Source organism: Caulobacter segnis, from assembly GCF_023935105.1.
Lineage (GTDB): Bacteria > Pseudomonadota > Alphaproteobacteria > Caulobacterales > Caulobacteraceae > Caulobacter > Caulobacter segnis_B.
On sequence record NZ_CP096040.1, the window covers coordinates 3344915 to 3370232 of the forward strand.

The following is a 25318-nucleotide window of genomic DNA, read 5'->3' on the forward strand; positions in this document are numbered from 1 at the left end:
CTTCAAACGCCGGCTTGCCTGAAGGCCGCGTTTCGGGCTCTACCGCCCCCATGAGCGAAGATATTCAACGCCCTCGCATCGGCTGCGGCGCGGCCGTTCTCGACAGCCAGGGCCGGCTGCTGCTGGTCAAGCGCGTCAAGAACCCCGAGGCCGACCACTGGGGCGTGCCCGGCGGCAAGCTCGACTGGGGCGAGGCCGCCAGGACCTGCGCCGAACGCGAGATCGAGGAGGAACTCGGCATCCGGATCACCGCCGGCCCCGTTCTGGCGGTCACCGACATGGTCGCGCCCGACTATCACTGGGTGGCGATCACCTACCGGGTCGAGCGCTTCGAAGGCGAACCGTCGATCCAGGAAGCCCATGCGATCCACGAGTGGGGCTGGTTCGCCCTCGACGCCCTGCCCTCGCCCCTGACGGCGGCGACGCGGGACGCGGTGGCGGCCCTGAAGGCCGCCTAGGTCAGCTCCTTGATGATCCGCCAGGCCCGCAGCGACAGCACGTATTCGCGGTTGCCGATGGCCTCGGCGTCCAGGCCGGCCAGCACCGAGCCGATGTCGAACGCCATGGCCGGGCTGCGCACATAATAGCTATGCTGCACCAGGGTGTCGGCGTCGGCGGCGACGTTGCGGCAGTCGACCAGCACCACCTTCTTGGGCAGCATGTCGATCAGCCTGGGTCCGTCGGAGCCGAGGCGATCGGGATTGCCCTTGGTCTTGTCCGATATGACCAGAGCTCGGTCCGACGGGTTGAAATAGACCGTCACCTGCCGGCCGATCCTGGGCAGGGGCTTGAGCTTGCTGTCCAGCTCGAAGGCGTCGTCGTCCTCGTCCGGCGCGGCCAGCAGGATCTGGTCGAACAGCCGAACCAGCCCGTCCGGATCCTTGGCGATCACCGCCTGCAGGCCCTGGCGCAGCACATAGGCGCCCATGCTGTGGGCCAGCAGGTGCAGGCTGCGCTCGCAGCGATCCTGGGTGCGCAGCTGCTCCAGGAAATCGCGCAGCTTCAGATAGGCCCGCGCCAGGCCAGGCCCCGACGCCCGCGCATCCTCGCGGTCGCTGTAGTAGGACATGAACGGCACCGCCTCGCCGTCGGATGGCCAGCTGAACACGACGATGTTGACGGGGCGCCCTTCGTCGGTCACGCCGGCCCGGATCCGCACCTCGCGCGCCAGCCGCGCGCCCGCCTCTATCGCGCCATTGAAGGTGACGTTGAAGCCGTGGACGAAGACAAGGGTGTCGCGACCGTCCAGCATTTCGTTGCGCAGGTCGTTCATGAACTGACCGCCGCCGGTCTTGGCGACGTCGGTCTCGCCCTTCACGTCCGGATAGACGTGGACCTCCCCGCCCTGCAGCGTCTCGACGCCGTCCGGGAAGTCGGCATAGCCGAACCGCAGGGCCGCCACGCCGTCGGGATTGAACCGCGGGCCGAAGACCAGCTTCTTATTGTCGGGCAGCTCGTTGCGATTGGTCGCGAAATAGACCCGCACGCTTCCCATGGCCGCCTCCCCCGACGCCTGCGGGAGGACGATGCGCCCTTAGCGCGCATTCAGCAACCACTCAGCCTGGAGCTTAACCGCGCGTCCGGTCCACGGTCTCGACCGACGGGCAGGCCCGCAGCGCGGCCGAGATGTTGGTCAGGTGCTTGGCGTCGCGGACCTCGACATCGATGTCGGTGTCGAAGAAGTCGCTCTGCCGGTGGTGCATACGCAGATTGACGATGTTGCCGCCGGCTTCGCCGATGATCGTGCAGACCAGGCCCAGCACGCCCGGCGCGTTCTGGATGGTGGCGTGCAGGCGGGCCAGAGAGATGGTCGAGCGCTCGGCCTCGGGCGTCCAGTTCAGGTCGCGCCACAGCTCCTCGTGGTCCTCGAACTCGGCCAGGCGCGGACAGTCGATGGTATGGACGTCCAGACCCTCTCCGTCCTCGCGCAGGATGCCGACGATGCGGTCGCCCGGCACCGGGCTGCAGCAATGGGCGAAGTGCAGCGAGACGCCCGGGGTCAAGCCGCCGCCACGCACATAGAGCCGCGCGGCCTCCTGGCCGCCCTCGATCTTGCGACGGGCCGTGGCGGCCTCGCGATCGGCGTCCTTCATGCCCGGATAAGCCGTCTCCAGCACCTGGCTGGGCGAGACGCGGCCACGACCCAGGGCGTCGTACAGCGCCTCCTCGGTCTCTAGGGCGAAGCGCTCCAGGATCGGCCGCAGCGACACGTCCTTCAGCCGTTTGCCGGCGCGTTCGAAGACCTGCTCCAGCGAGGCCTTGCCCAGGCGCAGGAACTCTTCCTTCTCGGTCTGGCGGATATGGCGACGAATGGCCGAGCGGGCCCGGCCGGTCACCGTCAGCGAACGCCAGTCCGGCGGCACCACCGGCTTGGAGCCGCGCACCACCTCGACCACGTCGCCATTGACCAGCGGCGTGCGCAGGGGCTTGAGCTCGCCATTGATCTTCACGCCGATACAGGTGTCGCCAACGTCGGTGTGGACGGCATAGGCGAAGTCCAGCGGCATCGCCCCGCGCGGCAGGCTGACCAGCTTGCCCTTGGGGGTGAAGACGAACACCTGGTCCAGGAACATCTCGAGCTTGGCGTGCTCGACCAGTTCTTCGGAGTCCCCGCCATGCTCCAGCACCTGGACCAGCTGGCGCAGATTGGCCAGCGGATCGCGGCCGCCGGCGGCCTCCATGCCTTCCAGGTCCAGGCCGTACGAGGCGTCCTTGTAGCGGAAGTGGGCCGCCACGCCCTCTTCGTTGACGCGATCCATCGCCTCGGTGCGGATCTGCATCTCGATGCGCATGCCGCGCGGGCCGACCACCGTGGTGTGCAGCGAGCGGTAGTTGTTCCGCTTCGGCGTCGAGATGTAATCCTTGAAGCGGTCGGGCACGCTGGACCAGGCCCGGTGCACGACGCCCAGGGCGCGGTAGCAGTCTTCCTCGCTGTCGACGATCACCCGGAAGGCGTAGATGTCCGACATCTGCGAGAAGCCGATCGACTTGCGCTGCAGCTTGCGCCAGATCGAATACGGCGACTTCTCCCGGCCGAACACGCGGGCCGGCAGGTTGGACGATTCCAGGCGCGCCGAGATTTCCTGGCTGACCAGGGCCACCGCCCCGCCCTGCTCCTCGCGCAGCGCGTCCAGGCGCCGGATGATGGCGTCGCGGGCCACCGGATTGGTGTGCTGGAAGCTGAGCTCCTCCAGCTCCACGCAGATGCGATGACAGCCGATGTTGCGGGCCAGCGGCGCGTAGATGTCGCGCGTCTCGCGGGCGATCCGCTCGCGCTTGGCCTGGTTCTTGATGAAGTGCAGCGTCCGCATGTTGTGCAGACGGTCGGCCAGCTTGACCAGCAGGACGCGGACGTCCTTGGAGATGGCCAGGATGAATTTGCGCAGGTTCTCGGCCTGGCGCATGTGCTCGGCCTGCAGCTCGAGCTTGGAAAGCTTGGTGACGCCCTCGACCAGTTCGCCGATCTCGTCGCCGAACAGCTTGGCGATCTCTTCCTTGGTGACCGGGGTGTCCTCGATCACGTCGTGCAGCAGGGCCGTGACGATGGTCGCGGTGTCCAGCCGGTACTCGGTGAGGATGCCCGCCACCTCGATCGGGTGGGCGTAATAGGGGTCGCCGCTGGCCCGGGTCTGCGAGCCGTGCATGCGCATGGCGTAGACATAGGCGCGGTTCAGCAGCGCCTCGTCGGCCGTCGGGTCGTAAGCATGGACCCGCTCGATCAGTTCGTACTGGCGAAGAAACTTGGGGCGAGGCTTGGGCGCCTCGGTGGTCGTCGCGGCGACCGGCGCCACAGACGACGACGCGCCCGAATCGACTTCGGGCGCGCGTTGGGGTGAAGCGGTCGGTTCGACCGCTTCCAGGGTCAGAGGGTCTGCGCCTTCGGGGCTCAGTACCGCTCCTCCTGGCCGCCATCGCGGTCGCTCTGCAGAGCGCGGACCAGTTCCAGCTCGCTCATCTGCATGTGGCTGGGATCGGCCAGCAGGGCCAGGGTCTCGGCCTCTTCCTCGGCCTCGGTGTGCTCATCGACACGTTGCAGCGTGCTGATGAGGTGCTCCTTCAGGGCCTCGTGGTCGATCACGTCGTCGGCGATCTCGCGCAGGGCGACGACCGGGTTCTTGTCGTTGTCGCGGTCGACCATCAGGGCCGCGCCGGCCGAGATGCCGCGCGCGCGATGCGCCGACAGCAGGACCAGCGAGAAGCGGTTCGGAACCTTCTCGACGCAATCTTCGACGGTGACGCGGGCCATGAGTTCCTCGGGCTGCGGTTGGCTATCGCAAAATAGGCTTCCGCGCGGCGACACGCAACGTCGCGCACGAAGGTTCTGACTTTCGCGAGGGGGCGCTTATGCCGTGTTCGCGAGTCAATGTCCAGGGAAGACTCTCCTCCCCCGCGACGCGGGGGAGGAGAAAACACCCCCTACCAGACCTTCACCCGCTTCTCCGGCGGCAGGTACATGCTGTCGCCCGGCTTGATGTCAAAGGCGGCGTACCAGTCGTCCAGGTTCCGGACCGTGAAGGCGCGGTACTGGTCCGGGGCGTGGCCGTCGGTGATGATCTGCTGGCGCAGGGCCGCCGGGCGCGAATAGCCCAACCAGCTCTGGGCGAAGGCCAGGAAGAAGCGCTGGTCGCCGGTCATGCCGTCGATCACCGGGGCGGGCTTACCGCCCAGCGAGGCGTGGTAGGCGTCCAGCGCCGCGCCCAGGCCGGCGACGTCGGCGATGTTCTCGCTCAGCGTCTGCTTGCCGTTCACGGCCAGGTCGGGGAACGGCTTGTAGGTGTCGAACTGCTCGGCCAGCGCCGTCCCCGCCTTCTCGAACTGGGCCAGGTCCGCCGGGGTCCACCAGTTGCGCAGGCGGCCCTGGCTGTCGAACTGCGCGCCCTGGTCGTCGAAGCTGTGGCTGATCTCGTGGCCGATGGTGGCCCCGGTCGCGCCGTAGTTGGCGGCCGGGTCGTTGGCCAGGTCGAAGTTCGGCGGGGCCAGGATGGCGGCCGGGAAGTTCAGGGCGTTCAGCATCGGCAGGTTCACGGCGTTGACCGTCTGCGGGGTCATCACCCACTCGCCGCGATCGACCGGCTTGCCCAGCTTGGCGAGCGCGGTGGCGTAGTCGAAGGCTTCCGAGCGCTGGAGATTGCCGAACGCGTCGCCACGCACCACCGCATAGGCCGAATAGTCGCGCCAGGTGTCGGGATAGCCGACGCCGACCTTCAGAACCGACACCTTCTTGCGGGCCTCGGCCTTGGTCGCCGGATCCATCCAGGCCAGGGCGTCGATGCGCTTCTCGAAGGCGACCTTCATGCTGTCGACCATGGCCGTGACGGCGGCCTTGGACTCCGCCGAGAAGTACTTGTCGGCATAGAGCTTGCCGACCGCCTCGCCCAGCACGGCGTTGGTCGAGTTCACCGCCCGCTTCCAGCGCGGCGACAAGGCCGGCACGCCCTGCAGCGACGCGTTGTAGAAGGCGAAGCGCTCATCGACGAACGCCTTGGGCAGGACATTGGAATAGTGGTCCAGCAGGTGGAAGGTCAGATAGTCCTTCCAGGTCGCCAGCGGGACCTCGGCCGCGGCCTTGCCCAGGCCGGTCACCATCGTGGGATGCCAGACGATGAAGCGCGGCTGGCCCGACAGCTTGGCGGCGGCGAAGAAGGCGGCCCAGTCCAGGCCCGGGGCCTTCGAGGCGAAGTCGGCCGCGGTCCAGCTGTTGTTGGCCTTCTGGACGTCGGCGCTGTCGGCGCGGCTGGCCGAGGCCTGGGCCAGCTGGGTTTCCAGGGCCATGATCGCCTTGGCCTTGGCGGCCGGATCGGCCACGCCGCCCAGGGTCAGGATCTTCTCGACGTGGGCGACGTACTTGGTGCGCGCCTCGACCATCGAGGCCTTGTCCGAGAGGTAGTATTCGCGGTCGGGCATGCCCAGGCCGCCTTGCAGCAGGAACGGCGCGTATTGGCTGGTGTCGTCGAAGGCCGGCGAGACCCACAGGCCCAGCACGTTGTCGGTATAGAAGTCGGTCGAGTTCAGGGCGTCGACGTCGGCGCGGATATTGCCGCCCAGCACCGTGGCCAGTTGCTTCTTGTCCTTGATCGCGGCGATGCGGGCCAGATCCGTCTTCAGCGGGGCCAGGCCCTTGGCCTCGATAGCCGCCTCATCCATGTAGCTGGCGTAGTAGTCGCCGACCTTCTTGCCGTCGCCCGTCCCGCCCTTGGCCGCGTCCTGGATCAGGTCGACCGTGCGCTTGCTGGCCTCCTCGACCATCACCGCGGTCTTGCCGTAGCGGCTGCGATCGGCCGGGATCGGGTGGGCCTTGACCCACGTGTTGTTGGCGTAGGTCCAGAAGTCGTCGCCCGGCTTGATCGACTTGTCGATCGAAGTCAGGTCGACGCCGCTCTTCATCTGGGCGAAGGCGGGGGCGGCGGTCATCAGCGCGCAAGCGGCGACGCAGGCGAGCAACGAGCGGGTCAGGGTCATCGGGATCGTCCTATGAGCGTCCGGCGGGACGCTTGGCGCGGAAATTTGGCCGGACTATGGGCGCCGCTCGCGCCGATCGGAGATTAAACTTTGGCAATGGAGCGCGCGTCGCGCCCCACCGTGGCGTTCGCCGCCAGCCGTAAAGCCGGCTCGCCGCTGACCGGATGGATCCAGGCCGGAGCCAGTTCGGCCAACGGCCCCATCACGAACAGGCGCTCATGAGCCCTGGGATGCGGCGTCACGAGGTCCCCGTCCAGCACCGCCCGGCCGTGCGCCACCAGATCCAGATCCAGGGTGCGCGCGGCGTTGGCCGCTCCCTCGCCCGCCCGAAACGCGCCTCGATCCGGTGCAGGGCCGCCAGGGTCTCGGCGGGCGACAGGTCGGTGCGGACGATGGCCACGCCGTTGAGGTATTCCGGTCCCGTCGGGTCGGGCCAGGCCGCCGAGGCCCACCAGGTGGAGCGCGCGACCAGCGCCAGCCCCTCTTCCGGCAGGGCCGTCAGCGCCGCTTCCAAAAGCGCCTCGCGACTCGTATACGCTCCCGCCAGATTACACCCGAGCGCCACGATCACGGCCTCGTCCAAGTCATTTTCAGCGACCTGATTTTTCAAGGGATTACCGTGACCTTCTATCCGACCGACCGGCTCGCGCTGTTCATCGACGGCGCCAATCTCTATTCCGCCGCCAAGGCCCTGGGCTTCGACATCGACTACCGCAAGCTGCTGGACGAGTTCAAAAAGCGCGGCGTCCTGATCCGGGCCTATTACTACACCGCCATCGCCGAGAACGACGACTATTCGCCGATCCGGCCGCTGGTCGACTGGCTGGACTACAACGGCTTCACCCTGGTCACCAAGCCGGCGCGCGAGTTCACCGACAGCCAGGGTCGCAAGCGCTGGCGGGGCGACATGGACATCGAGATCGCCGTCGACATGCTGCAGATGGCCGAGACCGCCGACCACCTGGTGCTGTTCTCGGGCGACGGCGATTTCCGCGCCCTGGTCGAGGCGATCCAGCGCAAGGGTCGCCGGGTCACCGTGGTCTCGACCATGAAGAGCCAGCCGCCGATGACCAGCGACGACCTGCGCCGCCAGGCCGACAACTTCGTCGAACTGGCCGACCTGGGCGCCATCATCGGCCGCCCGCAGCGGATCCAGCCGCGCCCGGTGTCGGACAATCGCACCCCGGCCGAACGCGAAGCCGACGACGAGTACTGAAATGACCCAGGTTTCCAACATCGTCGGCGAGGTCGTTCCCAACCCCGCCGAGCCGCCGCGCGACTGCCCGCTGTGCCCGCGCCTGGTGGCCTATCGCCGCGAGAACCAGGCGCTGTATCCGGACTATTTCAACGGTCCCGCCCCGTCGTTCGGCGACAAGGACGCGCGGCTGCTGGTCGTCGGCCTGGCCCCCGGCCGCAAGGGCGCCAACCGCACCGGTCGGCCGTTCACCGGCGACTATGCCGGGACCCTGCTCTACGAGACCCTGATCAAGTACGGCTTCGCCACCGGCAAGTTCGAGGCGCGGCCCGATGACAGCCTGAAGCTGGTCGGCAGCGCGGTGACCAACGCCGTCCGCTGCGCCCCGCCCGGTAACAAGCCCGAGACCTCGGAAGAGAACACCTGCCGTCCGTTCCTGAAGGCGCGGCTGGACATGTTTCCGAACCTGAAGGCCATCGTCACCCTGGGCGACGTCTCGCGGCGCAATGTGCTGAAGACCCTGGGCCTGAAGGCTTCCGCCGGCATCCCCGGCCACGGCTCGGAGTTCCAGGCCGGCCCCTACCGGATCTTCAACAGCTATCACTGCTCACGGCTCAACACGAACACCGGCCGCCTGACGACGCCGATGTTCGAGGACCTGTTCGCGCGGGTGAAGGCGTATCTGGACGAAGCCGCCTAGCGCGGCTTCATCCACCCATTGTCGTTCAGCCAGTCCACCAGCAGGTTCGGCCAGTGCTTGAACGAGGCCTGCTCCTTGCGCAGGCCCATGTTGAAGGCGTGGCCGCCGGCCTGGAACAGGTGCAGCTCGACCGGAACCTTGGCGGCGCGGAACTTGGGCAACAGGTCGACCAGCGGCGCCGAGCAGCACTCGTCGTCGTTGGCGGCGACCATGAAGGCCGGCGGCGCGTCCGCCGGCACCTTGTCGGGCACGCCCAGCGGCCCTGGATAGACCAGCACCTGGAAGTCCGGCCGGGCGCTGACCGCGTCGATGGCGTCGACCTTGGGATCGCCGGCCACCGCGCCCTTGTAGATCTCGAGGTTCGCCGTCTCGCCGCCGGCCGAGAAGCCCATCAGGCCGATGCGTTTGGGATCGACCCCGTAGTCGGCCGCGTGGGCGCGAACCCACCGCACGCCCCGGACCGCGTCCTGGCGGGCGTTCTCGATCGTGTAGGGCGAGCCCTCCTCGCGGAACAGCCGGTACTTGATGATGAAGACCGCCACGCCGGCCGGGTTCAGCACCTTGGCGACGTCCGTGCCTTCCGAGCGGATGACCAGGATCTTGTGGCCCCCACCGGGCAGCACGACCAGCGCCGCGCCGGTGGCGACGTCCTTGGGCGGCAGATAGACGGTGACCGACGGGTTGTTGATGCTTCTGAGCCAATAGTCGCCAGGGATCTCCGGCATGTCCTTGCGGCTCTCGAAGCCCGGCGCGCCGTTGGGCCACAGCGGGATCTGCTGCTGGGCCTGGGCCAGGCCGGGCGCCAGCAGGGCCGCGGCCAGGACCAGCGCCTTCACAGCTTCACCGTCCGGCCTTCGCGGGCGGCGCGGTAGATGGCCTCGATGACCCGCAGGTCCTTCAGACCCTCCTCGCCCGAGACGATCGGCTCGCGGCCCGTCAGAATGCACTCGGACAGGTGATCCAGCTGGGCCGAGAACTGGTTCTTCGCCTGCGGCGCCGGCTCGCGCGGCGCCGGCGGCCCGCCCAGCGCGGCCCGCATCGACTGGCCCTGATAGCTGGTCGCCGGGTCGAGCTCGATCCAGCCCTTGGGCCCGCTGACCCGATAGCGGTTGAAGTTGGCGGTGTAGGCCGAGCCGCACTGCGCCGTCGCGCCCGACGGGAACAGGAGCTGGAAGTTGATGATGTCCTCCACCTCCTTGAAGCGCGGGTTCGAGCGGTCGGTGGACTCCATGGCGTTGACCGCCACCGGCTCCTCGCCGGTCAGGTAGCGCGCGGCGTTCAGGCTGTAGATGCCGATGTCCATCAGACTGCCGCCGCCCGACAGCGCCTTCTTCAGCCGCCACTGCGTCGGATCGCCGATCGTGAAGCCGTGGTCGGTCGAGATCGAGCGCACCGGCCCGATGGCGCCGTCGCGGATCAGCTTGATGGCCTCGATATTGTGGGCCTGGAAGCGGCTGCGATAGCCGATCATCAGCTTGCGGCCGGCCTTCTTGCAGGCGGCGATCATCGCCTGGCAATCGGCGGCCGAGGTCGCCATCGGCTTCTCGCACATCACGTGCTTGCCCGCCTTGGCCGCCCGCTCGGTGAAGGTGCGGTGCAGGCCGTTGGGCGTGATGACGTAGACGATGTCGACATCGGGATTATCGACGATCCGGTCGAAGGTCTCGTAGCTGTAGCGGTGGCTTTCCGGGATGCCGTACTGCTCGCCGAACGTCTTCAGCTTCTCCGGCGTACCGCTGACCAGGGCGACCAGCTTGGAATGCTCGCACTCGGCGAAGCGCGGCATGATGATCTTGGTGGCGTAGTAGCCCAAACCCAGGATCGCATAGCCCAGCTTGCGGTCGGGCGTCTGGCTCCACGCCTTCAGCGGCGCGACGCCGGCCGCCAGGCCCGCCGCGACGCCCGCCCCGAGGAAGGCGCGCTTGCTCATCGTGTCCATGTCATCACCACCCTAGGCCGGAGGTCTTGGTGCGCACGCGCGCCACGACGTGATTGGAGGTCAGAAACAGCGCCTTGCCGTCCTCGCCGAACACGCAGTTGGCGATCGGGCCGCCGGTCTCGATGACGCCCAGCAACTTGGCGTCCGGCGTCAGGATCAGGATCCCGCCCGGCCCGCTGGCGAACAGCCGCCCCTGGGCGTCGACCTTCATGCCGTCCGGCAGGCCCGGCCCACCGGCCTTCAGCAGGTCGCTGGCGTCGAAGAACACTCTGGATGACCTCGGCAGGCCGTCCGGGCCGAGGTCGTAGGCCATGATCACCGGCCGCTTGGGGTCCGAGACCGCCACGTACAGCCGCTTGCCATCCGGAGACAGGCCAACCCCGTTCGGGAAGCTCAGCGCGCCGTCGACCAGCGCCACCTCGCCGTTCGGACGCCGCAGATAGACGCCGTTGAACGCCATCTCCTTGGCCGGCGAGGCGTCCAGGCCTTCCAGGCCGTAGGGCGGATCGGTGAAGTAGAGCGCGCCCTTCAGGGGACCGCCCCGAACCTCGACCAGATCGTTGGGGCTGTTGAACTTCTTGCCCTTGTACGTGCTGGCCAGGACGGTCTTCTTCTTGGTCGCCAAATCGATCTTGGCCAGACCGCGATTGCCGCAGTCGCAGACCAGAAGATCGCCGGCCAGACTGACGATCGCGCCATTGGTGCCGGCCTCGCGGAAGATCTTGGTCGGCGGACCGTCATAGCCCGACGGCTTGAGGAAATCGGTCTTGCCGGCCTTGGCGTCCCAGCGGTGCAGGGCATTGCCCGGCACGTCCGAGAACAGCAGGTAGCCGCCCTTGCGCACCCAGGCCGGTCCCTCCGCCCAGGTGATCCCGTCGGCCAGCTGCTCGATCACGGCGTCCGGCGCGATGATCGCGTCCAGCTCGGGCGACAGCCGGCGGATGCGGCCGATCCTCGGATAGGCGGGAGATGCGGCGAAGGCCTGGCCCGTGGCGATCAGGGCGGCTCCGGCGCCGAGCACGGCGCGGCGGGTGGTCATGGCGGGTCTCCGCTTCTGATTGGCCAAATTTCGAGTTAGCCGGACCTTTATGGGGAGACAGCGATGTCAGGGCAACCGGCGTTCGACTAAAGTCGCATCCTCTACAGTCTGACCCTGGGCACGGCGTCGAGCCAGCGGGCGTAGGCCGCCTCGCGCTCGTGCGGCTTGATCGACGGCGTCAGGGTCTCGGCCGCAGGGCTGGCCTCGGCCGCTTCCTCGACCGAGGCGTAGAGCCCCGCCCCCACCCCGGCGAACAGGGCCGCGCCCAGGGCCGTGGTCTCCTGGTAGCTGGCGCGGCGCACCGGGATGCCGGTCAGGTCGGCCAGCCGCTGCGAGAACCAGACGCTCTTGGACATGCCGCCGTCGATCCGCAGCTGCGCGGCCTCGCCGAACGCCGAGGGCGCGTCGGTCCGCATGGCCTCGATCAGATCGCGGCTCTGGAGGGCGCAGGAATCGAACGTCGCCGCCGCGATCTCGGGCAGGCCGGCGTCCCGGGTCAGGCCGAAGATCCCGCCGCGGGCCTCGGCGTCCCACCATGGCGCCCCTAGGCCCGTGAAGGCCGGCACCACGACGACGCCGTGATCGGCCTTGGCGGCCCGCGCCAGGGCCTCGGCGGCGCGCGGGCCGCCGGTGACGCCCAGCCCCTCACCCAGCCACTGGATCGCCGCACCGGCCACGAAGATCGAGCCTTCGAGCGCATAGGTCGTCCTGCCGTTCACACGCGCCGCCACCGTGGTCAGCAGCCGCGCGTGCGACACGGCGCGTTCCTCGCCGGTATTGATCAGCATGAAGCAGCCGGTGCCGTAGGTGGCCTTCATCTGGCCCGGCGCCACGCAGCCCTGCCCCATCAGCGCCGCCTGCTGGTCGCCGGCCACGCCCCGGATCGGGACCTCGCGGCCGAGGATCTGGGCCTGGGTCGCGCCATAGTCGTCGACGCAATCCAGCACCTTGGGCAGCAACGCGGCCGGAACCTTGAACAGGTCCAGCATCTCGGCCGACCAATCCTGCGCCGCGATGTCGAACAGCAAGGTGCGCGAGGCATTGGTGGCGTCGGTGGCGTGGACGGCGCCGGCCGTCAGCCGCCAGATGACCCAGCAGTCCATGGTCCCGGCCAGCAGCTCGCCCGCCTCGGCCCGAGCCCGCGCGCCGGGAACCTTGTCCAGGATCCAGGCGATCTTGGTGCCCGAGAAATACGGGTCCAGCAGCAGGCCGGTGACCTCGGTGACCCGGGGCTCGTGACCCGCTTCCTTCAGGCTGGCGCAGACGTCGGCCGTGCGGCGGTCCTGCCAGACGATGGCCGGATGGATCGGACGGCCGGTCTTGCGGTCCCAGATCACGACCGTCTCACGCTGGTTGGTGATGCCGATCGCGGCCACCTCGTCGCCGCGCCCCGACTTCTCCGTCGCCTCGCGCAGCACCGCCACGCAGGCCGCGTAGATCTCCTCGGCGTCGTGCTCGACCCAGCCGTCGCGCGGATAGCTCTGGCGCAGCGGCCGGGACGCCTCGGCCAGCGGCCGGCCGGCGAGGTCGAACAGGATGGCTCGGGTGCTGGTCGTGCCCTGGTCCAGGGCCAGGATCAGATCTTGAGCCATTCACGCGTCCTCCACTCGTTCCACCTGTTTAAGCATGTTTTCATTTGGGGGCCGCAAGGTCATCCTCCTCGGGTCTTCGGGATTCGAAGGAGGCGGGCCATCCAAGCCGTCGAGATCGCAGCGCTCATGAAGCTGGCTCGCAGTCGCGAGCCCGGCGATCGTGAACGTCTGCTCACGGGCATCATCGATCTCTGCGAGGCCGGCCAGGCCAGCGGCGAGCCGACCCATCCCGATATCCAGGCCCTGCTGAACTCGATCTTCATGACCCTGGTGGTCGAGGCCGAGCGCGACATCCGCCATCGTCTGGCCGAACGCCTCGCCGACGCCGACTGGGCGCCGTCGGCCCTGATCAACATCATGGCGCTGGACGAGATCGAGATCGCCCGGCCGATCATCGCCCGCAGCCCGGTGCTGCAGGATCACGACCTGATCCGCCTGCTGGTCCAGGCGACGCTGGAGCACCAGATCGAGATCGCCCGTCGCCCGCGCCTGCCCGGCGCCGTGGTCGAGGCGATCATCGAACGCGACGAACCCGCCGTCCTCACGGCCCTGGCCTCGAACGAGACCGCCGAGATCTCGCCCGCCGCCATGGGCCAGTTGGTCGAGCGCTCGCGAGACGTCGTCGCGCTACGCTCGCCCCTCGCCCGCCATCCCAAGCTCTCGACCGATCTGGCCGAGCAACTCTATCTGCTGGTCGGCCGCGCCCTGCGCGACACGCTGATGTCCCGTTTCAATCTGGACTCCGGCAAGATGCAGACGGCGGTCGATGACGCCCTCCGCGCGGCGCATCGCGGCGACAGCGACGAAGACATCGCCCCCGTCGAGCAGGACGAGGACCGCGAGGAGATGGAGCGCTCGCTGATCGAGAAGCTCGACTCCGCCGGCCAGCTTCGGCCGGGCTACCTGCTGCGGGTGCTCCGCGAAAGCCGGTTGCAGTTGTTCGTCATGGCCCTGGCGCGTCTGGGTAAGTTCGAATCCGCCCAGGTCCGCCGCGCCATCGACAGCAGCCGCCCCGAACTGCTGGCCCTGGCCTGCTCGGCCGTGGGCATCGACCGCAGCGTCTTCCCGACCATCCTGGAGCACGTGCGCCAGCTGAACGGCGGCCGTCCGGGCGGCGGAGAGGAAGGCGTTCGGCGCGCCGCCAGCGCCTTCGGCCCGTTCACGCCCGACATCGCCGGCATGGCCTTCCGCCAGGCCGTGGGTCAGGTCTGACCAAACCTTTCCCAAGGCCCCTTTGACAAACCTGGGGGCTTCACGCCTCTTGGCGCCATGTACCAGCCGCAACCGTTCGTGACTCGCCTGGCCTTCAAGTCCAGCGACCGGCCCGAGGCCATCGAGGCCCGCGAACGCCTGACCGCCCGCTATGGCGATGTCGGCGACGAGAACGCCCAGGTGATCGTCGCCCTGGGCGGCGACGGCTTCATGCTGGAGACCCTGCACGAGGCGATCGCCTCCCAGACGCCGATCTACGGCATGAACCGCGGCTCGGTCGGCTTCCTGATGAACGAGTACAGCGAGGACGACCTGCTGGAGCGGATCAACGCCGCCGAGCGCGCCGTCATCCATCCGCTGGCCATGGTCGCCATCGACGCACACCGCCGCCAGCATCGGGCGCTGGCGATCAACGAGGTCTCGCTGCTGCGCCAGACGCGCCAGACCGCCAAGCTGCGCATCTCGATCGACGGCAAGGTGCGGATGGGCGAACTGGTCTGCGACGGGGCCCTGCTGGCCACCCCCGCCGGCTCGACCGCCTACAACCTCTCGGCCCACGGCCCGATCATCCCGATCGACGGCCAGGTGCTGGCCCTGACCCCGATCAGCGCCTTCCGTCCCCGACGCTGGCGCGGGGCGCTGCTGCCCCAGTCGGCGCGCGTCACCTTCGAGATCCTGGAAGCCGACAAGCGCCCCGTCAGCGCCGTGGCCGACAACTTCGAGGTCCGCGACGTCCTGGAAGTCCATATCTCCGAGGACCGCGGTACGTCGCTTTCCATGCTCTTCGACGCCGGGCGCAGCCTGGAGGAAAGAGTTCTGGCGGAACAATTCTCCGCCTGATCTGAAGACCTCGCCTCGGACATGAGACGTTGGGTCGCGTCTCACCCAATATTAACGCCTGCTATGTTAGCGGTTACGCAACTATCCGCCGCTGGGGAGGCGCCCGTGACGAATAAGACCGCTGAAGTGATCCAGGTGCCGAACATGCTCAAGCTCAAGGTGGGCGGGCGTGGCGGCATCGACATGGCCGCTATCGCCAAGGCCGAGGCCGCTCTGAAGAGCCTGTCCGGCAACTTCGCCCAATGGCTGAACGACGAGATCGTCAAGCTGGAGGCCGCCCGTCAGGCGATCCGCGTCGAGGGCATGAACGCCCAGACGGTCGAGACCCTGTATCTGCGCGCCCACGACCTGAAGGGCCTGGGCGCGACATACGAGTTCCCGCTGATCACCCGCCTGGCCGCCTCGCTGTGCAAGCTGATCGACGAGCCGGAGACCCGTCTCCAGGCGCCGATGTTCCTGGTCGACGCCCACATCGACGCGATCAAGGCCTGCGTCCGCGACGACATCAAGGTCGACACCCACCCCGTGGGCAAGGCCCTGGTCACCGAGCTGGAAGCCCGCGTCACCGAATATCTCGAAGCCGCCGCCTAGTCAGGTCAGGCCAAACAGGCCTTTCAGATACGGGTTGAGCATCCGGCCCTCCGGATCCAGATCCTGGCGCACATCCAGGAAATCCTTCCAGCGCGGATAGATCGCCGCCAGCTGCCCGCCGTTCAGCGTGTGCAGCTTGCCCCAGTGCGGCCGGCCGTCGTAGCGGCGGAAGATCGGCTCGATCAGCTGGTACATGAAGCTGAAGTCGTCGCGATAATAGGCGTGCACCGCCACCGAGCCCCGCGCCCCGCCATGGAAGGGCGACAGCCACGCGTCGTCCGGCGCGATCCGCCGCGCCTCGATCGGGAAGAAGACGTCCGGACGCTCCTTCTCGATGGTCCCCACGACCTCCGCCAGCGCCTTCAGCTGGTTCTCGACCGGCAGGTGGAACTCCATCTCGTTGAAGCGCACCGGTCGCTCGGTCGACAGCAGCTTCCAGCCCTCGTCGACGGCCGTTTCGGGCTTGGCGGTCGACAGCAGCGCCTTGGCCGCGGCCTTGCGCAGCGGCGTGGCGAAGCCCAGCAGGTTCCGCAGCCCCCGCAGCGCCTCGAGGAATTCGGTGTCCTGGTCGGGGCCGCGCGGCAAGACCGGATCGTCGGTCTCGTCGTGGCTGATATTGGCCGCCAGGCCGGTGAAGGGCACGGCGAAGAACTCGAAGTTGCGGTGCTGGGCCCAGCGCGCCTCGGCGTTGGCCAGGGCTTCGTCGAACGGCTCCAACCACACGTGGCGGCGCAGGCGCCGGTTGGCGCCGGTCTTGATCCGGACCTGGCTGATCACCCCCAGCGCGCCCAGCGAGACGCGAGCGGCCTGGAAGACCTCGGGGTTGGTCGCCCTGTCGGCGTCGATCACCCGGCCCGTGGGCGTCACCAACCGCAGGCCGGTGACGTCGCCGTGGATGGCCGCGATCGTCTGGCCGGTTCCATGGGTGGCCGTGCCCAGCGCTCCACCCAGCGACTGCTTGTTGATGTCGGGCAGGTTCGGCAGCGCCCGCCCCTTCTCGGCCAGCAACGGCCCTAGGGCGCCGAGCCGCGTGCCGGTGCGCACGATCGCCTGGTCGCCCTCCCAGCCGACGATGCCGGCCATGGCGTCCAGCGAGACCAGGGTCCCGCTGGTCGGAGCCAGGGCGGTGAAGGAGTGGCCCGCGCCCACCGGCCGGATGGGGCCTTGCGCTCGCCCGAGCATCTCGGCCAGTTCGGCCTCGTCCTTGGGGGCCAGGCGGGCGGCGGGATAGGCGTGCTGCACGCCCGACCAATTGCGCCAGAGCAGCTTGCCCTGGGCGTTGACCGAGGCCGGCGCCGGCGGTTCGGGCTTGTCTCCCGTCGCCACGACATAGGCCGCGCCGCCGCCGGCGACGACCGCCGCGCCCGTTCCGCCCGCGATCAGGGCTCCACGCCTGGTGATCATGTTTCCCCCGCTCTTCCTGGCGCATGACGGTCGCCGAAACCGCGAACACTTTCGGCTGTCATGCTTGCCTATTTCGCGGAGTCTTCGCGCCCCGCCATGAAGCGTATCAGGGCCTTGAAATCATCCGGCGTGCAAGTCGCGCACTGGCCGGTGGCGGGCATGGCGTTGAAGCCCTGGATGGCGTGGTCCAGCAGGACGCCCTCGCCGCGCTTGTAGCGCCCGTCCCAGGCGGCGCGGTCATGGATCAGCGGCGCGCCGGTGCCAGGGACGGCGTGGCAGGCGTGGCACGAGGTTTCGTACAGGGCCGACAGGCGCGCGTCGGCGGGACGCAACGCCAAGGCCTGCTCCGGCGTCGGAGGCGGCGGCGCCTTGGCCCGCAGGCGGCGAGTATCAGGGCGGACGCGGTGAGGACGAACGCCCGCTTCATCAGGCGATCCCCGACAGGCGCTTGGCGGCGGTCAGGGTGTTGGCCAGGAGGCAGGCGATGGTCATCGGCCCCACCCCGCCCGGCACCGGCGTGATGGCGCCGGCCACTGCGCGGACCTCGTCGAAGGCGACGTCGCCCACCAGGCGGGTCTTGCCCGCTGCGGCGGCTTCCGGATCGCGAGCCGGATAGCGGGTGATGCCGACGTCGATGACCACCGCGCCGGGCTTCACCCAATCGGCCTTGACCATCTCGGCCCGACCGACGGCGGCCACGACGATGTCGGCCTGGCGCACGATGCCCGGCAGGTCCTGGCTGCGCGAGTGGGCGATGGTCACGGTGCAGTCGGCGGCCAGCAGCATCTGGGCCATCGGCTTGCCCATCAGGTTCGAGCGGCCGATGACCACGGCGGTCTTGCCCTTCAGGTCGCCGACCACGTCCTTGATCAGCATCATGCAGCCCGTCGGCGTGCAGGGCGCCAGGGCCGGCAGGCCGCTGGCCAGGCGCCCGGCGTTGGTCACGGTCAGGCCGTCGACGTCCTTGTCCGGCGAAAGCGCCGCCACGACGTCCATCTGGCTGATGTGCGGCGGCACCGGGAACTGGACCAGCACGCCGTGGATCTTGGGATCGGCGTTGAGCTTAGCGACCACGGCCAGGAGCTCGTCCTGGGTGGTTTCGGCGGGCAGGCGGTGGGTCTCCGAGTACATCCCCGCCTCCTCCGTCTGCTGCCCCTTGTTGCGGACATAGACCTGGCTGGCCGGATCCTCGCCGACCAGCACCACGGCCAGGCCTGGGGTGACGCCATGCTTGGCCTTCAGCTCGGCGACCTCCTCGGCGACCTTGGCCCGCAGATCGGCCGCGAAGGCCTTGCCGTCGATGATGGTCGCCTGGGTCATGGGGGTTCTCCTGCTTGGCCCGTCCCTAGCCTTTGGAAGCGAGACTCGCAACGGCGGGTGAGAACGCCCCATTGCCCGCGTCGCCGGGCCTCGCTAAGGAAGACGCCCGTCCGGCCACCGGACGGCCCATGCCGGCGTAGCACAGCGGTAGTGCAGCGGTTTTGTAAACCGAAGGTCGGGAGTTCGATCCTCTCCGCCGGCACCAGTCCTTCCATTCAGGTCCAGTCGCGATGACCGCCATCCTCTTCATCGACGCCGACGCCTGCCCCGTGAAGGACGAGGCCTACAAGGTCGCCGCCCGCCACGGCTTCAAGACCTTCGTGGTGTCCAACAGCTGGATCCGCGTGCCGCTGACGCCGGTGATCGAGCAGATCGTGGTCGACGCCGGCCCCGACGTCGCCGACGACTGGATCGCCGAGCGTTGCGGGCCGGGCGACGTGGTGGTGACCAACGACATCCCCCTGGCCGACCGGGTCCTGAAGGCCGGCGGCGCGGCCGTGGCCCCGAACGGGCGGGTGTTCAGCGCCGACATGATCGGTTCGGCCCTGGCCTCGCGCTCGATCGGCGAGCACCTGCGCTCGATGGGCGAGGTCACCAAGGGCCCAGCCGCCTTCGCCAACGCCGACCGCTCGCGCTTCCTGCAGGCGCTGGACCAGCTGGTGGTCAAGGCCAAGCGGGCCGTTCCCCGATGATCGAGATCACGTCCTGGCTGCGGATCGATGAGGACGAGCTGGTCTGGAAGGCCACCCGCGCCTCGGGTCCCGGCGGCCAGCACGTCAACAAGACCTCGACCGCCGTCGAGCTGCGCTTCGACGTGCGCAACGCCCCGTCCCTTCCCGAAGACGTCAAGGCGCGCCTGGAGAAGCTGGCCGGCAGCCGCCTGACCCAGGACGGCGTGCTGATCCTGTTCTCGCAGGGCTCACGCTCGCAGGAGATGAACCGCCAGGACGCCCAGGAGCGCCTCGTGGACCTGATCCGCCGCGCGACCGAGAAGCCCAAGCCCCGCAAGGCCACCAAGCCGACGTATTCCAGCAAGCTCAAACGGCTGGACGGCAAGGCCAAGCGCGGGACAGTGAAGTCCGGACGCGGACGAGTTAAGTTCGACGACTGAGGATGCAACGCTGTGCGGCTTGAGTGGTCGCCGGACCTCTCCTCCCCTTTCAGGAGAGCAGAGTGTGGACGGCTCGAAGCGGACGAGCCGCCGGCTAAACCGTCTCCGGCGGGGCCGGGGTGGAGAACGCGATGACGTCCTGCTTCCAGTCCGGCTCGACGATCAGGCCGGTCAGCATCTTCTGCAGATAGAGGGTCATGGCCGCCTGCTCTTCCGCGGTCAGGTTGGCGCAGATGTCGCGGTTCAGCGGGCGAATCTCGGCGCGGATCGTTTCCAGCAGGCCGCGACCGATGTCGGTCAGGCGGACCACGACGATACGGCGGTCGCTGGACGAGGTCTCGCGCGCCACCAGACCGTCGGCGATCAGGCTGTCGATCGAGCGCGTCAGCGTGGTGCGGTCCGTGGCCGCCAGCTTGGCCAGGCGGGTCATCGACAGGTCGCCGAACCGGCGCAGCGAGATCATCGCCACCCACTTGGCGAAGGTCAGGCCGTGCCGGGCCAGAAGGTCCGCGGCGACCGCGCGGCGATGCTGCTCGGTCTGGTAAAGCAAGTAGCTGAGATAGCTCGGCAGCGGCAGCGCATGGTCCTCGACCACGTCGGCGCGCTCATCCCCCTTACGCATAATCGTTTCCGCCCCCACAAAACGGCGCTCTGTGTCTCATAAGGTTAACGGCCACGCAATCTGTGGTGTCCGCTACGGAAACGAAAAACCCCGCGAAAGGCTTCGCGGGGTCATCTCATTCAATTTATGCGGGAATTCTGACTGTCAGGTTCGCTCGTCAAGCGTCGGTGGCGGCCCGGTTGCGGTCGCGGCCCCGGGTCAGCCAGTTGTCCGGATAGGTCTCGCGCACGGTGATCGACTTGAACTGGGTGACCGGGATGCGGGCGTGGTCGCCGGGGTTCAGATCGCGCGACACCGAGTGGCCGGCGAACTCCTCGATGATGGTGATCACTTGGCTGCTGCCGGCGGCGTTCTCGATCAGGACCATGTTCATGGGTTTTGCTCGGTGGTCTCGAGGAAAGGAGAAAATTCTGGCGAAGAAGGTCTGGAGCAGGCCTCAGATCTGGCTCGGCTGAACCCGTTCCTTCAGGCCCTTCAGGGCCCAGGCCTCGACGGCCTGGCTGGAGCCGAGGCGACGGAAGGCGCCGGCGCTGTGCTGTTCGCAATACGAGCCGCGCGAAGTCAGCTTGGGACGGCCGCAGAAGCCGAAGTCGTCACCCTCGGGGTTGCCGATCGGCCAGCGGCACGAGTGGGCGCCCAGCTCCAGGATGCCCGACGTCGGCAGCAGGTCTTCCTCGGTGCGCTCCAGACGCGGCGCGACGTGGGGCGCAGCGGTGGTCTCGCGGGTCGGCCGGCGGACCTGGATGCGCGACGGCGAGCGGACGGTGGTGATGCGTTGGCGGGTCGGAACCTCGCGGACGGTGATGCCCAGACGGTGAACCTTGCCGATCACCGCGCTACGGCTGACGCCGCCCAGTTGGCGGGCCACCTGGCTCGCGCTCAGGCCTTCCAGCCAAAGCTTCCTGAGCGTCGCGGTGCGTTCCTCGCTCCAGTCCATGATCTTGTGTCCCTGCCCATCGGAGCCAGCCCGCTCCGTGAGAAAATGGGTAGAATTTATGGTTAACGCCCGTCAAACAATTATGTGCGGACCCACGTTTTGCGATTCCACTTTTCGTGAGAAGAATCACGTAGATACCGGCAATTGTCGCAGGGCTCCCGCCAAGCCCGCCTTAAGGAACATTGTTCCGTGACAGGCGGGGGACCCTGATTTTATAAGGGTTTGGAATGCGTCGCGCCGTCGCAGCCGGTGCGGCGAAACGTCAGTTGGGGACCAGCATGCGTACGTTGAGATTGGCGGCCGTCACGGCCCTCTGCCTGGCCGCCACGGCCTGCTCCAAGGACGGCGGCAGCTCGGGCGAGGCCCCGGCCTCCGCGCCCGCCTCCGCGCCCGCCCCGACCGACGCCGACAAGGCCGCCGCCCTGGCCGCCCTGCCCGCCCCCTACAACACCGGCGACCTGTCGAACGGCCAGAGCAAGTTCGCCCTCTGCCGCTCGTGCCACACCATCACCGAGGGCGGCCCGGACCTGACGGGGCCGAACCTCTACGGCGTCTTCGGCCGCAAGGCGGGTTCGAAGGAAGGCTACGCCTATTCCGACGCGGTGAAGGCGGCGGGCTTCACCTGGGACGCCGCGCACCTGGACAAGTGGCTCTCGAGCCCGCGCGAGTTCCTGCCGGGCACCAAGATGACCTTCGCGGGCCTGCACGATCCCAAGGACCGCATCGACCTGATCGCCTACCTGAAGGTGGAGACGGGCTACAAGCCGGCGCCCTGACCATGCGCCCGGCCCCGCTCGAAAAAGAAGCGTGCGTGCGGCATTGTTACACGCTCCGCGACAGGCGGTTCTGGCGCATGGATAGAGTTTCCAACCGGGATCCGGATCCAGGCCCATGACGCCCGACGAGGATCGGATCGCGCAGCTGTTCGACGCCTATAACGGCCGCGCCTTCGATCGCTGCGTCGCGATGCTCACCGACGACGTCGAATGGCCCAACGAGGTCGAGAGCGGCGTGCTGAAGGGCCGCGACGCCGTCCGGATCTACTTCACCGACGTCACCGCCCCACTGCGGGCCCACTACGAACCGATCAGCCTGCACACCGACGCACGCGGCCGCGTCAGCGTGCCGAGTCGCCAGGCCGTCGCCAGCGCCGCCGATGGCTCGCTGTGGTCCAGCACCCGCGTCGTTCACCGCTTCACGCTCGCGGGCGGCCAGATCACGCGGATGGAGGCCGAGCAGGACGTCCAGGCCGTCACCTTCCCCGGGATCGCCGACCTGCTGACCCGGCTGCACGGGGCGATCAACGCCCGCGACCTGGATGCGATCGTCGCCTGCTACGCCCCGAACGCCCGCTTCGCCGACACCTTCGAGAGCGGCGAGATCCAGGGGCTGGACGGCGTGCGCGCCCACTTCGAGCACCTGCTGGACACCGTCCGTCTGAAACTGGTGGTGCTGAACCACGCCCTGGCGCCCGACGACCGGGTCCGGGCGCGGATCCAGGTCGAGACCCGCGGCCCGAGCGGCGGCCTCTGGCAGGACGATACGATCACCGTCTGGTATCGTCTGGAGCGGGGGTTGATCGTCGAACAGGACGTCGACGACAGCGGTCGTGACGGAAACGGACCATGAGCGCGCTGCTCGAGCTTCTGGAAACGGCCTACGAGGCTTTCAACGCCCGCGATCTGGCGGGCATCCGGACGGCGCTGCATCCCGATGTGGTCTGGCCCGACACCCTGGAAAGCGGCCCGTCGTTCGTCGGCCGGGAAGCGACGATGGCGCAGTTCGCCCATATCTTCGCGACCATCGTGCCGAACATCGCCCTGATCCGGGTGGTGTCGGAAAGCGCCGACGCCCTGACGGTCGAGTCCCAGTACTCGGTCGAGAGCCCCGACGGCCATCTGTGGACCGACAGCCGCGCCACCCTGATCTACCATTTCCGCGACGGCCTGCTGTCGGGCCTGACGATCGTCGGCGGCCTCTAGGCTTTCTAGGCCAGCAGGTCGGCGCAGGCGTCCAGCACCGCCTCGGCGTCCAGGCGGTATTTGCCGTAGAGGTCCGGCAGGTCCCCCGACTGGCCGAACGCCTCCAGCCCCAGCGCTCGCACCCGCTGACCCCGCACCGAACCCAGCCACGACAGGGCCAGCGGCGCACCGTCGGTGAGCGTCACCAGGCCAGCGTCGCGGTCCAGCGGCGTCAGCAGGGTCTCGATGGTCGAGACCCGCGCGCCATCCCCGGTCCAGCGCGCCCGCCCCGAGGCCGTCCAGTCCCGGTGCAGCACGTCGGCCGAGGTCACGGCCAGCAGGCCGGCCTCGGGCATGTCCTCGGACAGCGCCTCGAAGGCGGCCAGGGCCTCGGGGGCCAGGGCTCCGCTGTAGACCACCGCCAGCCGCGCGCCCGGCGCGGGCGCCTTCAGCCAGTAGGCGCCGTCGACCACGCCCCGGCGCCAGGCGTCATCCGCCCGCTCGGGCTGATCGATCACCCGCGTCGACAGGCGCAGATAGGTCGAAGCGCCGTCCGCCGCCTGGATTCGGTCGAACGCGTGGGCCATCAGCACCGCGGTCTCGTCGGCGAAGGCCGGTTCGTAGGTGTCCAGGCCCGGCTGGGCCATGCCGATGACCGGGGCGTTGATCGACTGGTGCGCTCCCCCTTCCGGGGCGAGCGTTAGTCCGGAAGGCGTCGCCACCAGCAGGAACCGGGCGTCCTGGTAGCAGGCGTAGTTCAGGGCATCGAGGCCCCGGGCGATGAACGGATCGTACAAGGTCCCGACCGGGAACAGGCGCTCGCCGAACAGCGGCGCGGTCAGGCCCAGCGCCGCCAGGGCGATGAACAGGTTGTTCTCGGCGATGCCCAGCTCGACGTGCTGGCCGGTCTCGGCCTTGGACCAGACCTGGGCCGAGGGGATGCGGCGGCGCTTGAAGACGTCCTCGTGGGCGCGGCGCTGGAACACGCCCCGGCGGTTCACGAAGCCGCCCAGGTTGGTCGAGACCGTCACGTCCGGCGAGGTGGTGACGACGCGGCCGGCGAACTCGTCCTTGCGGGCGGCGATCTCAAACATCACCTTGCCGAACGCGGCCTGGGTCGACTGCTCGCCGCCTCCGGAAACGGCCGTCAGCAGTTCGTCGGCGGTCGGGGTCGGGATCCTGGGCGCGACGTGCTGGCGCTCGACCTCGGCGGCGAACGGCGCGCGGGCGACCAGGCCCTTCAAGGCCGTGCGCTCGGCCGCCGACAGGCCCGACAGCGGGTCCCACTCCTCGCCCTCGACGACGCCCAGCCGTTCGCGCAACTCGGCGATCTGGGCCGGGGTCATCAGGCCCGCGTGATTGTCCTTGTGCCCCTGGAACGGCAGGCGCAGGCCCTTGACCGTGTAGGCGATGAAGAAGCGCGGCCGATCGTCCTGCCCCGCCTTCTCGAAAGCCTCCAGCAAGGTCTCCAGGCAGTGACCGCCCAGTTCGGTCATCAGCTCGGCCAGGTCGACGTCCTTGTAGCCGGCGATCAGGGCCAGGGTCCTGGGACTGCCGGCCAGGTCGGCGTTCAGCCGCTCGCGCCAGGCCGCCCCGCCCTGGTAGGTCAGGGCCGAGAACAGGTCGTTGGGCGCGGTCTCGATCCACTCCCGCAGCTTGTCGCCACCCGGCTTGGCGAAGGCCTCGCGCTGGCGCTTGGACCACTTCAGCGTCTCAACGGTCCAGCCGGCGGCCTCGAAGATCTCGCCATAGCGGGTGAACATGCGGTCCTGGGTGGTCGCGTCCAGGCTCTGGCGGTTGTAGTCGACGATCCACCAGGTGTTGCGGATGTCGTGCTTGCAGGCCTCGATTAGGGCCTCGTAGATGTTGCCCTCGTCCAGCTCGGCGTCGCCCAGCAGCGAGATCATCCGGCCCATCTTTTCAGGCTTCACCGCCCCGCGCGCGGCCAGGTAGTCCTGAGTCAGCGAGGCGAAGGCGGTCATGGCCACGCCCAGGCCGACCGAACCGGTCGAGAAGTCGACGTCGTCCACGTCCTTGGTCCGCGAGGGATAGGACTGGGCCCCGCCCAGGGCCCGGAAGCGCTTGAGGTTGTCCAGGCTCTGGCGGCCGAACAGGTGCTGGATGGCGTGGAACACCGGGCTGGCGTGCGGCTTGACCGCCACTCGGTCCTGCGGCCGCAGCGCCTTCATGTAGAGGGCGGTCATGATCGTGGTCAGCGAGGCGCTGGACGCCTGGTGACCGCCGACCTTCAGGCCATCGCGGCTTCGCCGGAGATGGTTGGCGTTGTGGATGGTCCACGCAGCCAGCCAGAGAATCCGTTCCTCGAGACGGCGCAGCAGAGCTATTTCCTGCCGCCTGGCCGTCAGAGAGCCATCAGCCATGCTTCCTCACCTGCG

Annotated in this window: 25 protein-coding genes, 1 tRNA gene and 2 pseudogenes; 12 read left to right on the forward strand and 16 right to left on the reverse strand. The window is 68.6% G+C overall.

The genetic code is table 11. From position 1 onward, the window contains the following. Positions 1 to 50 precede the first annotated feature (50 nt). Entirely contained in the window at positions 51 to 458 is a 408-nt protein-coding gene (locus tag MZV50_RS15660; protein WP_252630206.1) for an NUDIX domain-containing protein, read from the forward strand. Here the strand turns inward: MZV50_RS15660 and MZV50_RS15665 are convergent. The 5 genes and pseudogenes from MZV50_RS15665 to folK form a co-directional block, all read right to left on the reverse strand. Continuing rightward, a complete protein-coding gene (locus MZV50_RS15665) occupies positions 455 to 1495 on the reverse strand; it encodes an alpha/beta hydrolase (protein ID WP_252630208.1) in 1041 nt (346 codons plus the stop codon). The genes MZV50_RS15660 and MZV50_RS15665 overlap by 4 nt on opposite strands. 73 nt (positions 1496 to 1568) lie before the next feature. Next, positions 1569 to 3791, reverse strand: a complete 2223-nt coding sequence (locus MZV50_RS15670; RefSeq protein WP_252630209.1) for a RelA/SpoT family protein — start codon at positions 3789 to 3791, stop codon at positions 1569 to 1571. A gap of 95 nt (positions 3792 to 3886) precedes the next feature. Beyond that, positions 3887 to 4246 (reverse strand): DNA-directed RNA polymerase subunit omega, encoded by a 360-nt coding sequence (gene rpoZ / locus MZV50_RS15675; RefSeq protein ID WP_047413437.1) that lies wholly within the window; start codon positions 4244 to 4246, stop codon positions 3887 to 3889. A gap of 170 nt (positions 4247 to 4416) precedes the next feature. Then, positions 4417 to 6459: a M13 family metallopeptidase gene (locus tag MZV50_RS15680; RefSeq protein WP_252630210.1), complete on the reverse strand. Its 2043-nt coding sequence runs from the start codon at positions 6457 to 6459 to the stop codon at positions 4417 to 4419. An 83-nt stretch (positions 6460 to 6542) separates the two neighbouring features. Beyond that, positions 6543 to 7030 (reverse strand): annotated as a pseudogene (gene folK / locus MZV50_RS15685) (2-amino-4-hydroxy-6-hydroxymethyldihydropteridine diphosphokinase). 48 nt (positions 7031 to 7078) lie between these two features. Here folK and MZV50_RS15690 point away from each other — a divergent pair. Both MZV50_RS15690 and MZV50_RS15695 read left to right on the forward strand, forming a co-directional pair. After that, the gene (locus tag MZV50_RS15690; protein ID WP_252630212.1) at positions 7079 to 7675 is read left to right on the forward strand and encodes a LabA-like NYN domain-containing protein; all 597 of its coding nucleotides are present in this window, start codon (positions 7079 to 7081) and stop codon (positions 7673 to 7675) included. Position 7676: 1 nt separating this feature from the next. After that, positions 7677 to 8354, forward strand: a complete 678-nt coding sequence (locus MZV50_RS15695) for a uracil-DNA glycosylase (protein ID WP_252630213.1) — start codon at positions 7677 to 7679, stop codon at positions 8352 to 8354. Here MZV50_RS15695 and MZV50_RS15700 read toward each other — a convergent pair. From MZV50_RS15700 to glpK, 4 genes are all read right to left on the reverse strand, one after another. Further along, entirely contained in the window at positions 8351 to 9190 is an 840-nt protein-coding gene (locus MZV50_RS15700) for an alpha/beta hydrolase (RefSeq protein WP_252630214.1), read from the reverse strand. The two genes, MZV50_RS15695 and MZV50_RS15700, sit on opposite strands and share 4 nt — an antisense overlap. Further along, on the reverse strand, positions 9187 to 10284 hold the full coding sequence (locus tag MZV50_RS15705) for a Gfo/Idh/MocA family protein (protein ID WP_252630215.1): 1098 nt from the start codon (positions 10282 to 10284) through the stop codon (positions 9187 to 9189). The genes MZV50_RS15700 and MZV50_RS15705 overlap by 4 nt, the downstream gene beginning before the upstream one ends. Before the next feature lie 13 nt (positions 10285 to 10297). After that, entirely contained in the window at positions 10298 to 11332 is a 1035-nt protein-coding gene (locus tag MZV50_RS15710; protein ID WP_252630216.1) for an SMP-30/gluconolactonase/LRE family protein, read from the reverse strand. Positions 11333 to 11433: 101 nt separating this feature from the next. After that, complete coding sequence (gene glpK / locus MZV50_RS15715; RefSeq protein WP_252630218.1) at positions 11434 to 12924, reverse strand: glycerol kinase GlpK; 1491 nt, start codon at positions 12922 to 12924, stop codon at positions 11434 to 11436. Between the two features lie 126 nt (positions 12925 to 13050). Here glpK and MZV50_RS15720 point away from each other — a divergent pair, with 126 nt between their 5' ends. The 3 genes from MZV50_RS15720 (at position 13051) to MZV50_RS15730 (ending at position 15567) form a co-directional block, all read left to right on the forward strand. Beyond that, complete coding sequence (locus MZV50_RS15720; RefSeq protein WP_252630219.1) at positions 13051 to 14136, forward strand: DUF2336 domain-containing protein; 1086 nt, start codon at positions 13051 to 13053, stop codon at positions 14134 to 14136. 57 nt (positions 14137 to 14193) lie between these two features. Beyond that, on the forward strand, positions 14194 to 14976 hold the full coding sequence (locus tag MZV50_RS15725) for an NAD kinase (RefSeq protein ID WP_252630220.1): 783 nt from the start codon (positions 14194 to 14196) through the stop codon (positions 14974 to 14976). A gap of 105 nt (positions 14977 to 15081) precedes the next feature. Next, positions 15082 to 15567, forward strand: a complete 486-nt coding sequence (locus MZV50_RS15730) for an Hpt domain-containing protein (RefSeq protein WP_252630221.1) — start codon at positions 15082 to 15084, stop codon at positions 15565 to 15567. Here MZV50_RS15730 and MZV50_RS15735 read toward each other — a convergent pair whose 3' ends face one another. From MZV50_RS15735 to folD, 3 genes and pseudogenes are all read right to left on the reverse strand, one after another. Next, on the reverse strand, positions 15568 to 16971 hold the full coding sequence (locus MZV50_RS15735; protein ID WP_252630222.1) for a D-arabinono-1,4-lactone oxidase: 1404 nt from the start codon (positions 16969 to 16971) through the stop codon (positions 15568 to 15570). It lies immediately after the preceding gene. 68 nt (positions 16972 to 17039) lie between these two features. Then, positions 17040 to 17398, reverse strand: a pseudogene (locus MZV50_RS15740) (c-type cytochrome). Continuing rightward, the gene (gene folD, locus MZV50_RS15745; protein WP_252630224.1) at positions 17398 to 18291 is read right to left on the reverse strand and encodes a bifunctional methylenetetrahydrofolate dehydrogenase/methenyltetrahydrofolate cyclohydrolase FolD; all 894 of its coding nucleotides are present in this window, start codon (positions 18289 to 18291) and stop codon (positions 17398 to 17400) included. The pseudogene MZV50_RS15740 and the gene folD overlap by 1 nt, the downstream one beginning before the upstream one ends. Before the next feature lie 130 nt (positions 18292 to 18421). Here folD and MZV50_RS15750 point away from each other — a divergent pair. The 3 genes from MZV50_RS15750 to arfB all read left to right on the forward strand — a co-directional run bounded on the left by MZV50_RS15750 (position 18422) and on the right by arfB (position 19402). After that, positions 18422 to 18496 (forward strand) — tRNA-Thr (locus tag MZV50_RS15750). Between the two features lie 25 nt (positions 18497 to 18521). Then, on the forward strand, positions 18522 to 18983 hold the full coding sequence (locus MZV50_RS15755) for a YaiI/YqxD family protein (RefSeq protein WP_252630225.1): 462 nt from the start codon (positions 18522 to 18524) through the stop codon (positions 18981 to 18983). After that, the gene (gene arfB / locus MZV50_RS15760; protein ID WP_252630227.1) at positions 18980 to 19402 is read left to right on the forward strand and encodes an alternative ribosome rescue aminoacyl-tRNA hydrolase ArfB; all 423 of its coding nucleotides are present in this window, start codon (positions 18980 to 18982) and stop codon (positions 19400 to 19402) included. Before MZV50_RS15755 ends, arfB begins: the two co-directional genes overlap by 4 nt. A gap of 94 nt (positions 19403 to 19496) precedes the next feature. Here arfB and MZV50_RS15765 read toward each other — a convergent pair whose 3' ends face one another. The 3 genes from MZV50_RS15765 to MZV50_RS15775 all read right to left on the reverse strand — a co-directional run bounded on the left by MZV50_RS15765 (position 19497) and on the right by MZV50_RS15775 (position 20961). Beyond that, the gene (locus tag MZV50_RS15765; protein WP_252630229.1) at positions 19497 to 20024 is read right to left on the reverse strand and encodes a MarR family winged helix-turn-helix transcriptional regulator; all 528 of its coding nucleotides are present in this window, start codon (positions 20022 to 20024) and stop codon (positions 19497 to 19499) included. Between the two features lie 157 nt (positions 20025 to 20181). Continuing rightward, positions 20182 to 20397, reverse strand: coding sequence for a hypothetical protein (locus MZV50_RS15770; RefSeq protein WP_252630231.1), 216 nt, complete (start codon positions 20395 to 20397; stop codon positions 20182 to 20184). A 63-nt stretch (positions 20398 to 20460) separates the two neighbouring features. Beyond that, a complete protein-coding gene (locus MZV50_RS15775) occupies positions 20461 to 20961 on the reverse strand; it encodes a GcrA family cell cycle regulator (RefSeq protein ID WP_252630232.1) in 501 nt (166 codons plus the stop codon). Between the two features lie 278 nt (positions 20962 to 21239). Here MZV50_RS15775 and MZV50_RS15780 point away from each other — a divergent pair, with 278 nt between their 5' ends. From MZV50_RS15780 to MZV50_RS15790, 3 genes are all read left to right on the forward strand, one after another. After that, a complete protein-coding gene (locus MZV50_RS15780) occupies positions 21240 to 21737 on the forward strand; it encodes a c-type cytochrome (RefSeq protein WP_252630234.1) in 498 nt (165 codons plus the stop codon). 115 nt (positions 21738 to 21852) lie between these two features. After that, positions 21853 to 22590, forward strand: coding sequence for a nuclear transport factor 2 family protein (locus MZV50_RS15785; protein WP_252630236.1), 738 nt, complete (start codon positions 21853 to 21855; stop codon positions 22588 to 22590). Next, entirely contained in the window at positions 22587 to 22943 is a 357-nt protein-coding gene (locus MZV50_RS15790) for a nuclear transport factor 2 family protein (RefSeq protein ID WP_252630237.1), read from the forward strand. The genes MZV50_RS15785 and MZV50_RS15790 overlap by 4 nt, the downstream gene beginning before the upstream one ends. Positions 22944 to 22948: 5 nt before the next feature. Here the strand turns inward: MZV50_RS15790 and MZV50_RS15795 are convergent, their stop codons facing one another. Continuing rightward, on the reverse strand, positions 22949 to 25303 hold the full coding sequence (locus MZV50_RS15795; protein ID WP_252630239.1) for a transketolase: 2355 nt from the start codon (positions 25301 to 25303) through the stop codon (positions 22949 to 22951). Positions 25304 to 25318: the final 15 nt, after the last annotated feature.